The sequence below is a fragment of the Streptomyces sp. NPDC047061 genome, from assembly GCF_040643955.1.
Taxonomy (GTDB): Bacteria; Actinomycetota; Actinomycetes; order Streptomycetales; family Streptomycetaceae; genus Streptomyces.
The window spans coordinates 89,033-103,308 of the sequence record NZ_JBEYVI010000019.1; the positions used below are offsets into that span (position 1 = coordinate 89,033).

Annotated in this window: 1 protein-coding gene (cut by a window edge); it reads left to right on the plus strand. The window is 75.1% G+C overall.

Annotated features, from left to right (window positions below):
- A protein-coding gene (locus tag ABZ887_RS25985; RefSeq protein ID WP_361293479.1) for a hypothetical protein crosses the window boundary here: on the plus strand, positions 1-14,263 show its 3' portion. The gene continues 13,592 nt to the left of window position 1, outside the view; the window shows 14,263 of its 27,855 coding nt (coding positions 13,593-27,855); its start codon lies beyond the left edge, outside the window; the stop codon is at positions 14,261-14,263.
- The last annotated feature ends 13 nt before the right edge of the window (positions 14,264-14,276 follow it).

The following is a 14,276-nucleotide window of genomic DNA, read 5'->3' on the forward strand; positions in this document are numbered from 1 at the left end:
CGAGCACCAGATCCGGCTGCACGCTCAGCTCAACAACCTGCGCCGACTGCGCGAGGCCCGGTCCCGTACCGGGTTGCGCGCCGCCACGGACGCGATGGTCGACGGCGGGCACGCCCTGCACTTCGAGGTGCCCAACAGCACCGACACCGGCGTCCGCCGGATCAGACTGCTCCTCACCGCCACCCGCGACACCACGCAGGCCAGCAACCACAACCTGGTGCTGCCGGGCATCCAGGTCATGGGCCTGGCCCAGATGGCGGGCAGCGACGCCGAACAGCGCGGTGAGTCCTACGGCGGCGCGTTCGGGCCGATGGGCAGCGTCAGCGGGCCCACCGGGACCTGGGGGTCGATCGGCTTCGGGGCCGACTACCAGTACGGTCGGCAGATCACGCACGGCGACACCGTGGGCGGTGCGACCGGGCACGACCAGTTCTTCATCGCCACCGGGCAGGACAGCCACGAGTTCGAGGTGCCGGTGGACCTGGCGCTGGACCTGTACGTGGACGACGGCGACCGGCCCACCGAGCGGTTCGGGGAGAACATCAACCGGGCGGCGGCTCCGGCCCCGGCACCGGCCTCGACTTCGGCCCCGGCCCCGGTCGTCACCCCGGGCGCCCCGGCACCCGCCGTCACGGGTACGACTCCTGCCGCCCCAGCTACCGGTACGGCTCCAGCCGCCCCCGCACCCCCCGTCGTCCACCCCCCGACGGTCTCCGGTTCGCTGCGCCTCGCCGTGCCGCACGGCCGTACCCAGGCGCCCTCGGCCACCCCCACCCCACCCACCGCACCGGCCGACGGGGCGCCGCGCCCCACCAACCCGACGGACATGGCCCGGCTCGACGGCACCGACGCGAACGGCGTCCCGCGCCCGGAGCTGGTGCGGATACCGGACGACGCGCTGATCGACACCGTGCGCGGGGCCGCCGCCATCGAGTCGGTCTTCCAGCGGGCCGCCGCCGAGATCCGCCGCCAGGCACAGCCGACGCCCACCGCCACCACGGACACCGGTACCGGCCCGATCCTCCCGGTCACCGCCCCGGCGACGACCGGCACGGCCCCGGCTCCCGCGCCCACCCGCCCCGCGCGCGACGGCATCTCCCCGCTCGCCGGACACGGGCTGAGGGACAGCACGACCCGTGCCGCCGAGACCCGGCATGCCGCGATCACGCCGGGCAGCCTGGTCGCCCACGGGCACGAACTGTTCAAGAATTCCTACGTGGTCGAGGGCCTCAGCCTGCCGGGGACGCTCGCCGACGGGCAGTACTCCCTGGAGATCCAGGCCATCGCCCACACGCCCCGCCTGCTGGACACCACCCGGCAGTACCTGGAGACCGGCGTCTCCGCGACCGACAGCGCCCAGCAGCTCAAGTCCCTCGGAAAGTCACATCAGTTCGGCGGCAGCGGGGTCCTCACCCAGAATCCGCCGAGCCGGCCGGCGGGCCCCACGAACGCGGCCGGGCAGGGCAACACCGGCCCGGAGTCGGACGGTTCGGTCTCCACCAGCCAGACCGCGGGCAAGTCGTACAAGGGCCTCTTCAACCCCTCGGCACGGCTCGGCCATGTCTCCCGTACCGACACCGCCGACACCCTGGCCGCGAGTACGGGCGTCAACCGCACGCCCACCGAGAGCGGCGACCTGCACCGGGTGGTCGCCGACGTCACCTATGTGGTCACGGTCCGCGCCGGTTCCCGCACGCTCCTCAACGGCGTCGGCGAGCCCGGCACGGTCGCCCCCGTGACCTTCGCGGTCGACGTCCCGAACGGCCTCCAGTTCCTCATGACCCAGGGCCAACTCGCCCGCGACGCACGGTGGATGGGCTCGGTCCAGGGCCTCGCCCCCGCGCCCGCCCCGGCCCTGACGGCACCCCTCCCGGCGCCGTACACCCGCAATCGCGAACTGGGCCTCGGCGGAGTCCTCTCCGTCATCGAGTACGACCGCCCCACAGCGGCCCCCGTCCCGACGACCGGGCCGACCGTCGGCCAGGTCCCGCTGGGGCCGGTCAACCCGAGGGAGCGGCGCGGGCAGGTCAGGCGTGAGCTGCTCGCGCTGGTGGAGGCCGAGGCGCCGGGCGCGGTCACCCCGGGGCACCCCGGTTACCAGCAGGGTGTGCACGGCCGGGTGGCCCAGCTCAGCTCGCCCGCAGGGTTGCGCTCGCTGCCCGGGCGCGGCCCGGACGGCACCCCGCGCCGGGCCACGACCCGCTTCCACTTCCGTCATCACGGCTTCGGCGGTGAGCGGTTGGTCGAGCTCACGGTCACGGCCGTGCCCCGGCGGACCCAGAACCTGGCGGGCGTCCTGGGGTCCTCGACCCCGGGTTCCGGCCTCGAACAGTGGCAGTCGCACACGGCCGCCGGCCGTACCACCACCCGCGCCTCGGTCCGCCAGACACAGCTCCCGGTCACCCTGACGACCCGATACCTCCGACCGAACCAGGGCCCGGACCCGAGCAAGACCGACCGCGCGGCGCCGGTGTTCACCCCGCAGTCGGCCACCAGCGTCTCCACTCGCCGGGCGACCACCGCCGACAACCGGTTCTGGCTGCGCACCGACAACGGCGCCGACTTCGACGGCCTGGAGTACGACTACGAGCTGTCCGTCCGCTCGGCGCTGGTCGTCGACTGGCCGCCGAACGTCATCGGCGGTCTGATCCAGAACGGTGTCATCGCCTGGGCCGACGCGAACGGCGACGTACGCCGCTGGACGCAGGCCCTGCTGGAGCGGGGCAACCCGCGCACCAGCACCGTCCGGACCCGGCTGACCCTGCGCTTCACCGGCACCGAGACCACCCCGCCCGGCGGCCCGGCCCGGGTCAGCCCCCCGTCCGCCGTCTCCGGCACCGACCCGCGCAACAGGGTGCGGCCGGCCGGCCTCCCCGCCCCCGGCCCGTATCTCGCCGACGCGCAGCTGTTCCACCCGGTGGGGCCGACCCCGGCGTTCCACTTCGACGGCTGGGCGCATCTGGGGACGGCTCTCAACGACGTGGCCCCGCGTGGCGGACGCGGCTGGCACGCGCAGATCACCTCCGTGTCGGTGGAGGGACAGGCGGTCAGGCTCGGCCAGTTGATCCAGGCCGGGCAAGTCGCCCTGGACCGCCCTCGGCTGGCCGCCGACCTCACCCGCAAGATGCCCGGCACCGCCCCCTTCGAAGGCGCGCCCGACCAGGCCCCGACCATCGCGGTCACCCTCTACAACCCCCGTCGTTCCACGCAGGCGGACGACGTCACCCTCGACCAGCTCCACAACACCACCGACACGGTGAGCACGGCCGCCGGCGCCGACCACTCCCTCGCCACCTCGTACACGCAGCTCCTCAGCGGCGACGACGACAACCACGAGATCGCCGGGATCAGCGTGCCGCTCGCCCAGCGGCAGACCCAGCCCTCCACCTTCGGCGGCACCACCACCGGCAGCCGTCGCGACTGGCTCAAGACCGGCAGCACCTCCGCGCCCGCCAACGGGGCGCGCGGCACGCGGAGTTACGTCGTCGACGCCGATGCCCATCTGCTGGTGAGGGGGCCCGAGGGCACCCGGCACGTCACCGGCACGGTCACCCTCCGGGTGGAGGAACGCGACCTCCTCGGACACGGTCTGCTCACCTCGGCGGAGTTGCCGCCGAACCTCCACGACCTGCCCGCGCTGGTCCCCGACTGGGCCACCGCCGAGATGCACACCCTGCCCGAACGTCTGCACTCGGCGATCCCGGCCGGCAGCGATGGCGTCCAGCTCTGGGTGGCCCTCGGCGACGATCCGCAGGCCGAGCGGCTCGGTCAGGCCCTGTACACGGCCTCGCGTGCCGCCGTGCTGGGCAACCGGCCGCTGGAGCTGATGACCCGGGACCAACAGGGCATCCGGCGCTGGGAGTTCACCCCCGACGGGGCCCTCATCACCGACGACCCGGACCTCGCCACCGCGTGGACGGCCTTCGACGCCCAGGCCGAACTCCTGCACACCGCCGCCGAGACCCTCGCCGACACCCCGCAACTCCTGACCCGCCTCACCGTCGCCCTCCAGCAGGCCAACCGGGCGCACACCACGGCCGTGGAGGACCACCAGGAGGCGCAGCGCGCGGTCAAGGACGCGATCGACGCCCACCGGCGGGCGACGCAGAAGGCCGCCGTGTCGGCGAAGGCCGAACGCGCGGCCGAGGCGTTGGTCACGCGGATGCGACGGGAGTACGCGGACGCCCAACGGACCGTCGCCACCCTGCCGTCGGTGATCCAGCAGCATGTGCGGGACGAGGCCAAGGGGCGCCACGATCTCCAGACGGCCCTGACCGCGCTGACGCAGGCCGAGCACACCGTGCGCACGGAGCGTGCCGCCGCCCAACAGGCGGCGAAGGGTGGGCAGTCGAGTGTCGCCCCGACCCCTGTCCCCGCTCCCGCCGCGCCCGGCACCCCGCGCTCCCACGACCCGGCGGCCGACGTCGCCGACGACCCCCGTGTGCAGGCCACGATCCCCGCGATCACCGCCGCCGACCGTGCGATTCAGCAGACTGCCGCTCAACTCGTCGCCGAGCGGGTGGAGTTGACCAAGGCGCAGCACATCGTCAAGGTCGGCCCGGCGCGGATCGCCGAGGAGCAGGAGAACCATGAGGAGGCCGTGGCGGAGGCGGAGCAGGATGCGGCGGACGTGGTGCGTCAGGCCGGCAACCTGCGGGACGCCAGGCAGGATGAGGCCGACGCCCAGGACGAGGTGACCGAGGCCGAGAAGGAGGTCGCGCGGCGCAACGGACAGGTCGTCGTGGCCGTCACCGCGCAGTTGCAGGCAGCCGCCGACCAGACCTCGGCCACCGACGCACTGGCGGACCTGGCCGTCGACATCCAGGACAGCGCCCCGAGCCCCGAGCAGTCACCGCGCACCACCTTCGCCACCACCCCGCCCCGCTGGCCGACCCCCGACGGCCGCACCGCACCCCTCCCGGCCGGCGGCCAGACCCATACGCCTGCGCCCGCCACCACTACGGCCACATCCACATCCACGCCCACACCGCCCCCGGCGAAGCAGCCGCCGAAGAAGAGCGGACCGGGCAAGTCCGGTACGAGCAGCGCGAAAACAGATAAGACCAGCAAAGCGGGCAAGCCCGAGAAGGCCGACAAGAACAAGAAGCCGGCGCCCGGCAAGCAGACGAGCACGAGCGCCGGCCTCGACAAGGCGAAGAATCTCGACAAGGGCAAGGGTTCCGAGAAGGGCAAGGGCAAAGCCAAGGCGGCCCCGCTCGACCAGTCGCCCCCGCCCCCCGGCACCACCGCGACCGGAACCGGGACTGGGACCGGGACCACCGCCAGCCCGGCCGCCAACCCGCTCTCCCCGTACGTCACCCCCACCGGCAACGCCATCCAGACCCCCGGCGACGGCAACTGCCTCCTCTACGCCGTCATCGGCAGCGCGCCGGACCTGGTCCGCACCCACCTGCGGCGGGCGAACCCGGCCCTCGACGCGGGCACCGACAACTGGCTTGCCCAGCCCAACGCCGTACGCCAGACCCTCACGACGGTGGCGCAGCGCCCAGGGACCACCGACCAGGGCTCCGGTCACCTCCGGGCCGCGCGGCAGGGCCTCCAGAACCTGGTGCTGGCCCGGCTCGCGGCGGCCCGCGACGACAGCCGCCCGCTCCCGCCCCAGGTGCTCGGCCAACTCCGCGGTGTCCTGGCCGACTTGTTCGCAACCGAGGTGCGCAACCGCCCCGACACGTGGGTCGACAGCCAACTGACCCACTACGGCATCCAGGGCGTGACCCAGGCCGAGGACCTGGACCCGGTCGACCTCCAGACCCGCTATCTGCAAGCCCTCTCGGTGCCGGGCGCACCCCCCGCACCGGCCGGCGGCGCACCGAGCAACCGGCGGATGTTCGCGTATCTCCGTGCGGTGAACGGGTTGCCGACACTCGCCGCCATGACCCCTGCCGAGCGCCGGGCGCTGCTGCTCGCCGGCTACCACCGGAGCACCGCCCCCCTCACCCCGGGCGAGGCGGGGGTCCTCGACACCGTGGTGGGCAACTGGGCGGACCAGTGGGCGAACCCGGTCGGCGACACCCTGCTGCCGCTGCTCGCCGACACCCTCGGCACCCCGATCCATGTCTTCCAACCGGTGCCCGACGCCCTCACCGGAGCCACCGCGACCGGCGGCCCCCGGGGCATCGTGCTGCGCTACGGCCCGACGGCCGCCAACACGCCCGCGCTGGAGGTCCACTACACGGGCCTCAACCACTACAGCGCCAGCGACGCGAGCGCCGGTACGACCCCGGTGACGATCACTCCGTCGAACGCGCCCCGGGGTCCGGAGGACGCCGACAGCCTGATGCCGGGCGGCCGTTACCGTCCCGCGCCCACTCGCAGCGCCGACGACGACCACTCCGCGTCGCATGTCGCCGATCCTGCGCCCAAGGACTCCTGGTTCGGCCTGCGCCCGCACGCTCGCCCCGCCGTGCACTCCACCGAGCGGTTCGATCCGCACGCCGACCAGTCCAGCCCGCCCCGGTCCGGTGTCCTCAGCGGTGCGACGACCCTGGTCCGTACGAGCATCCGTCGTATCCAGGCACCCAACGGCCAGTGGGTCCGCGACTACACGCTCAACCTCCCGGTCACCACCACGGACCCGGAGCGCACCGCCCGACTCCAGGAACGCCTCATGCGCTTGCTGGACACCCACGTCAACTCGGGCCTGGAGCTGCCCGGTTCACGGGACCAGCTTCACGTCACGCTCAACCTGATCGCCGACCCGACGCACCCGGAGGCGATCACCCTCACCGACACGGCGAAGCCTGCCCGCGCCGACCAACTCCACCTGGACCTGGGTCACTCGGACGCGGACCTCCTGCACGAGGCCCTGCACTACCTGGGCCTGCCCGACGAGCAGCGCGACAACGACTTCCTGTTGCGCAACCACGCCAACAGCACGGCCGTCCGTACCACCGGCCTCATGGCCTACACCGCTCAAGGCCCGGTCCGCATCCCCGGCCGTTACCTCCGCACCATCGAGAACGTCACGGCAGCCGGACCGCAACTCCACGATCACGCAGGCCAGTTGACAGGTGGTCAGACGCAGGACCCCGACTCCACCCCCATCCCCACCGATACCTCCCTCACCTGGCCCGCCTCCAAGGCCCCCGTCGCGCCGCCCTCCTCGACGTTCGTTCTCGGCTACGGCTCCCAACTGGACGGCAACGTAGGCCTGGTGTTCCTCGAACCGCTGTCGGCGGCGGTCGTGGACGGGCTGCACGAGCAGGTCATGGCGGCGCTCGGGCTGGCGCACGCGCCCGACACGCACCCGGTGCGGGAGCAGTTGCGGACCGTGGCGAGCGCCGAGGAGCTGGTGCTCAACCTGCCGTATCTGCGTGGAAGTCTGGGCCATCGGATCACGCTGCGGGTGAACGGCCGGGACCGGGTGGTGGATCTGCGGCTGCGCCTCGCGGACCCGGTGGCGGCGGCCCGGTACGGGCAGGCCGAGGGCGCCGAGCGGGACGTGCGGGTGGAGCGGCGCGGCGTCGGCACCCAGGAGTCGGTGTCGGCGGAGGCGTCCGGCACGGTCCGCACCCTGCTGCTGCCGTGGACCGGGCTGTTCCCGGTGACCAGGGCGATCCCGGTCCGCGGCGTCGACGTCGCGCTGACGCTCGCGCTGACGTTGAACCAGCTCGCGTCGACGTCGTCGGTGACCACGGTGGTGCAGACGACGTCGGCGCAGCGCAGCAACGAGCCGTCGGAGCCGTACGACTTCACCGCCCAGTGGGAGGTGCGGCTGGACACCCCGGCGCTGGCCGCGCCGGTCACCTGGGGGGCGCCGCAGTCGCACGGGCCGGTGACCTTCTGGTTCCCGCAGCATCTGGCGCGGGACGAGGAGGGGGAGCTGCCGGAGGCCGCCGACCTGGACGACCTTCCGGTGTGGGGCGTGGACACGGTGGCCGAGCCGGGACGGCTGCTCGCGGAGGCGCTGGAGCACTTCGGGGCGCGGCTGCGGTCGCTGGACGCGGACTCCCTCGCGGAGCTGGAGACGTTCCTGTCGGAGCCGCTGCTGCGGGGCACTCTGCCGATGCAGCGGGACCGGGGGGTCTTCTCGCCGGTGCTCCTCGACGGGGCGGGGCGCGCGGTCGGCATGTTCCAGCTGCTGACCGAGGTGGCCGTCGGGGATCCGCTGCGGCGCAGTGTCCCCGGGAAGATCAATCTGGAGAGCCATCTGACCCAGGTGGTGAGGATCGAGTCCCAGTCGAGGTTCAGCAGCGGGCTGTCGCTGTCCGGGAGCCTCGGTCCGGCGCTCACCGGCGACCACGCCGAGGGGCACCCGGACGCGGTACGGCGGCCCGGGGGCGGTGTGCTGGGGCGGGCCTCGGCCCAGGCGGGGACGGACGAGTCGCTGGCGCAGAGCGGCAGTGCGGCCCTGATGCACGCGGTGCGCAGCAACCGGAGCCATCTGCTGGCGCCGGCCGAGGTGCAGCACGCGCTCGTGCTGCACCTGCCGGGCGGTGGCCGGGTGCCCTTCACCCCTGACGCCTGGCCGCGCGGGATGCATCTGCGGCTGCTGACCGCCGAGGACGCCCGCGGCCACGCCCCATCGCCCGAGGAACTGCGGCGGCTGCCCGCGGAGTTGGAACATCTGCAGGCGATCGGCACCACCACGACGCCGTTGGGCGTGGAGGGCGCCGAGCCGCTCTTCGTGCATGCCGAGAACTGGCTGCGCCGGGAGGGCTTCCTGCCCGCCGACACCACCTCGCGCAACCGGGTGCTGCCCGACGAGGCCCTGGTACAGGCCCAGTTGAACAATCTGCGCAGGTTCGAACAGGCCCGGTCCCAGGTGGGGCAGCGGGCCGCGACGGACGCCATGGTCGACGGCGGCCATCCGCTCTTCCTGGAGATCCCGACGCTGTCCGGGAGCCGTCGGGTGCGGCTGGTGCTCAGTGCGGTGCGCGGGGCGGGCGGCAGCGTGCACACCCGGGTGCTGCCGGATGTGCAGGGCATGGGCGTGGCGTCCCTGTCGACGGCCGGCAACGACCAGCGGGGATCGTCGTACGGGGTGTCGTACGGCGGCGGTGGTTCGTTCGGGCTGCCGGTGCGCAGGGGTGCGTGGACGCTGGGCGGCACCGGCGACCATGTGCGCGGCCACCAGGTGCAGCACGACAACAGCGTGCAACTCTCCGTCGGGCACGACCAGTTCTTCATCGGCAGCGGGGCCGGACAGCGCAGCGAGGTGTTCGAGGTGCCGGCCGACCTGGCGCTGGACCTGTACGAGGGGCCGGGGGAGCAGCCCCTGGTGCGGTTCGCGCACGAGACGGTGACCGAACCGTACGTGCCGCACGGTGCCCCGCCGGCCGACCCGGCGGCCCCGCCGCCTCCGCCGCCGCCGGACCGGGTGCCGGGGACGCTGCGGCTGTCGGTGCCGACGCACCGCACGCTGCCCGCCGCCGAGCCCGCCCCGGCGGCGCCCGCGGCCCACACCCTGCGGGCCGCCACCCCGGCCGACCGCGCCCTGCTCGACCTGACCGACGAGCACGGCACCCCGCTGCCGGACTCGGCGCCGCTCCCGGACGACTCGATGGTGGAGGTGTTCCGGGCGTCGGCCGCGCTGGACGAGGCGTTCCGTGCGGTGCTCGGCAACACCTACCCGGGGCATCCCGCCCGGGGCCTGCTGGACGACGTACGGGACGCGGTGGCCGCGCGCACCCCGGCGCCGGTGGCGCGCGTCGGCCGGGCCGTCGGCGAGTCGCTGGCCGGTGCCGCCGCCACCGACCCGACCACGGTGGCCGCGGAGATGCTCACCGCCGCCCGCAGTCCCGCCGCCCTGCTGGCCCGCGGCCACCAGGTGTTCAAGGGCGCCTACGTGATCGAGGGGCTCACCCTGCCCGGGCTCGCCGCGGACGAGGTGCTGTCGGTGGAGATCCGGGGCGCCCTGCGGCGGCCGCGGGCGGCCGGCGACATCTCGCAGTACTTCGAGACCGGGCTGAGCGCCGGCGACGGGGCCGGACAGCAGCGGGGGGTCTCCAGCAGCGCGCAGTGGGCGGGCGGTTTCACCGCGGTCCGCAACACCTCGTCGGCGCAGACCCCGTCTTCCGACCAGGCCGCCGGCAACGACGACGACGGCGGCGGCATGCACCACCGCCGTGCCGACGACCCGGCGCAACAGCAGGGCGGCGGCACGACGGCGTCCGCGCACCGGCCGTCGACCCTCAACCCGTCGGCCCGGTACAGCCGTACCTCCCGAGGCGACCGGTCCCGGGCGCTCGCCTCCTCGACGGTGGTCAGCCGTACGGCCACCGAGAGCGGCGCCCAGCACCGCATCGCGGCCGACGGCCTCCTGCTGGTGACGTTCCGGCGGGGCCGCCGCAACGCCGTCGGCAACGCGTTCGGGCAGGGCGAGGGCCGTACCGTGACGGTGGCCGTGGAACTGCCGGACGCCGTACGGTTCCTGGCCACACCGGCACAGATCCGGCGCTACGCCGCCTGGTTCGCGCCGGTGGCCGGTCTCACGGTGCCCGCGCCGGTGCCGGGTTCGGTGCCGCTGCCGCGCCGGTTCGTCGCCTCCCGCGAGGTGGGCCTCGGCAGCGTCCAGGCGATGGACCAGTTCACCGACGCCACCCGGACCGTGCAGCGCCCCGACGAACTGCGGCGGCTGCTGCTCGGACTGGTGCAGGACGAGGCCCCCGGCACGACCCGGCCGGGGCACTCGTCGTATCTGCCGGGGGTGGCGACCAGGATCGCCGACCTCACCTCCACGGCCGGGCTGCGCACCCTGGCCGGGCGGGGACCGGGCCGGGTGCAGCGGTTCCGGTTCCGGCACGTCGGCCACGGCGGTGCCCGCCTGGTCGAGGTGACGCTGCGGACCGAACCGGACGCCGACGAGCACGCGCTGCGCCTGCTGCGCGGGTTCCCGGCGGCGGCAGGCGCCGGGATCGAGCACTTCCTCGGCCACACCCCCTCCTCGGTGACCGACCGGACCGCCACCAGCGTCCGGCACTCGGGGTTCGTCCAGCTCCAGTCGCGCATCCCGAGGCCCACCGGCGGCCCCCGCACCGACCGGGCGAACGTCCTGCTCAGCGGGGACACGGCCCGCGGCAACTCGGCGCGGGTGACCCGGGCCGCCGAGGACCGCTACTGGCTGCGCACCGACAACGCCGCCGACTTCGAGGGCGTCCCGTACCGGATCGTCGCCGAGGTCCGCTCGACCCCGACCGCCGACTGGCTGCTGGACCTGCCCGGCAGTGTCCTCCAGCACGGTGTGCTGAGCCTGACCGACGCGGACACCTCGCTCGCCGACCGGATCACGCATCTGTTCCTGGGCCGGCCGGCCCGGACCGCCACCGTGCACGCCGCCGCCGCGCTGCGCTTCACCGGCAGCGAGACCGCCGAACCCGCGCCCGCCACCGGGGCGCCCCTGACGGTGGGACGGCACGACCGGCGCCCCGCGGTGACCGGGCGGCGGTTCACGCCGGGCGGCCCCGCGCCGGTGTTCGGCTTCGACGGGGGTGCCGAACTCGCCGCCGCGCTCGCCGAGGTGGCCCCGGACCTCACCCACTCCTGGCGGTCGCTGACCGCCTCGGACTCCGCGGACGCCACCGCCGTACGGATCGGCGAACTCGTCCAGGCGGACACGATCTCGCTGGACCATCCGCGCGGCCCGGCCGGTGTGACCACCGTGATGCCGGGCGCCTACCCGTTCCAGGGCCGTCCGGGCACGCCGCCCCGGCTCACCGTGGAGCTGTACCGGCCGCGCCCGGTGACCGACTCCGGCGACGTGACGGTGGACCGGCTGCGGATCAGCACGGTGAGCGCGGGCTCCGCGTCGCAGGCGGGACTCACCGGAAGCCTCTCGGTGCAGGGCGGCTTCAGCGCCGACGACGCGAACCGGCAGCTGCTCGGCTTCACCCTGCCGGTGCTGGCCCGCCAGCCGCAGCAGTCCGGGACGGGCGCCGCCGTCAGCGGCGCCCGCCGGGACTGGCTCAAGCACGGCAACACCACCACCCCGGCGGACTCCCGCGGCACCCGCAGCCACGAGACCCTCGCGGACGCGCTGATCACCGTGCACGGCCCGAACGGAGTCCGGTACGTGTCCGGCACCGTGCGGATCCGGCCCCTGGAGCGCGATCTGCTCGGCTACGGGGTCACCGGCCCCCGTACCGACCCGGGAGTGTTCGACGGCGCCTCCCTCGCCCGCGAGGCCGCGGACGCGCGGGCGGCGGGCGACCGCGCCGATGACGTGCTTCGGGACTGGCGGACCGTGCCGCTGCGGGACCTGCCGACCCTGCTGGCGGACGGCATCGGGGCGGGCCCGGACGGCGACGACGGCATGGTCCAGCTGTGGCTGGCCGTCGACGGCAGCGCGGCGCAGACCGCCCGCGCCCTGTACGCCGCCTCGGGCACCGCCGCCCTCCTGCGCCGACCGGTCGAACTGGCCCTGCGCGACGGCGACGGCGTCCGGTTCCGCCGCTTCGACGCCGACGGCGACCCGGACCTCACACCGGCCGAGGACCAGGACGGGGGCCAGGACGACGGCCGGGACGAGGGCGAGCGGGACGGCCGGGGCGACGGCTGGACGGCCGCACGCGCTCAGATACGCATGCTGGAGGAGGCCGGGCAGGCCGAGGACGCGGCACGCGCGCACGAGGCTCTGCTCCAGGCACGGATCCCAGACGCCCAGCGCGTGCGGGACGACGCCCTGCCGCCGGTGGCACAGGCGGAACGGGAGCGGGCCGACGCCCGCGCCGAGGCCGACACCGCTGCCGACGCCGGCACCGTGGCCGACACCGCCGTCACCGCGGCCGACCGCGCCGACCGGGAACGGCGCGCCCGGGTGGCGGAGTTGACGGCCGATCTCGCCGAGCGGACCGAGCGGGCCACGGCCGCGGCCGGTGCCGCCGCCGAAGCCAACGACGCGGTCCGGACCGCGGAGGCCGACCTGGAGGAGGCGGAGCAGGCCGTACGGCGGGCTTCCGGCCCGGCAACGCAGGGCGGGAGCCGCCCCAGCACGGGCAGCGCCGCCTCGGGCGAGTCCCTCGCCCGGCGCGAGTCGCGCCGGAACCGGGCGCGCACGGCGCTGGACCGGGCCCGGACGGCGGCCGAGGCGGCCGACCGCGCCGCCGAGACCGCCCGGGACGCCGCCGAGGACACCACGCGCCGGCTCGCCCTGGCCCGGGACGCGGCCCGCGCCGCGGCCGAGGCCCTGGCCCACGCCCAGGACACGGCCGCGACGGCGGCCACGGCCGACCGCACGGCCCGCGCGGCACTCGCCGCGGCCGTCGCACGGCACGACCGGGCGGTCGCCGCGCGCGACGCCGCCCAGGAGGCGCTGGACGCCCTCGGACGCGAGGTCGACGCGGCCCTCGCCGAGCAGGGCACGCAGGCGGCCCGGCAGCGCAACGCCCAGCACGACCTCGCCGACGTGGTCGCCCTGCTGGAGGCGCGGCGGGCGGCGGCGGGCGACGGCACCGTGCCGCTGCCCACCGGTTCCCTGGCCGCCACCCCGGCCGGCTGGCCCCGCCGCACCCCCCGCCCGACCCGGGCACGCGGCGGCGCCGGCCCGGCGGCGGAGCCGGCGCAGGAGCCGCTGGAGGAGTCCGAGGAAGAGGACGAGGAAGCGCCCCGGGAGCCGGGGACCGAGGCGGCCGTTGCCGGGGGCGGGACCGACAGGCATTCCGAGGACGGCCACGACGGGGGCGAGAACAGCGAGGAAGAAGACGACGCGGACAGCGACGACGAGGACGGCGACGGCGAGGACGACAGCGGCGGGAACGGTCGGGGCGGCGAGGGGCCCGCGGGTCGTCGGACCGTCGTGTCACGGGCGGAGCGCCCCGAGACGTTCGCCCGTTCCCTGGCCGAGTTGCTCGCTCCCTCCGGCACCGCCCCGGTCTGGACCCGTACCCGTGACCCGCACGGCGCGCTCCTCGCCTGGGCCCAGGCCGACGTGGCCGCGCACGGGGCCCCCGACGACGCCGCGCTCCCGGGCCCGGACGTGGCGCTGGCGACCGCCGCGCTGGCGCACATCGGTGCCCTCACCGAGGCGCTGCGCGCCCAGGCGATCCTCCAGAACGACACGCTGACCGTCGCCGAGGCCGGACTGGACGACTCCGCACGGCTCGCACTGGTGCTGGCCCGCCCCGACACCCCCTCCTACGTGTCCACCCTTGCGGCACTGGTCGCACGGGACACCGGGCGACCGGTCCGGGTGCTCGGCCCCGGCGACCGCACCCACCGGTTCGGTCCGGCCGACGGCGCCCCGCTGACCCTCTACTTCGACGGCAACCGGTTCTCGGTCGCTCCGCCCCCCGCGGACGACGACTGACCGGTGGCCACCC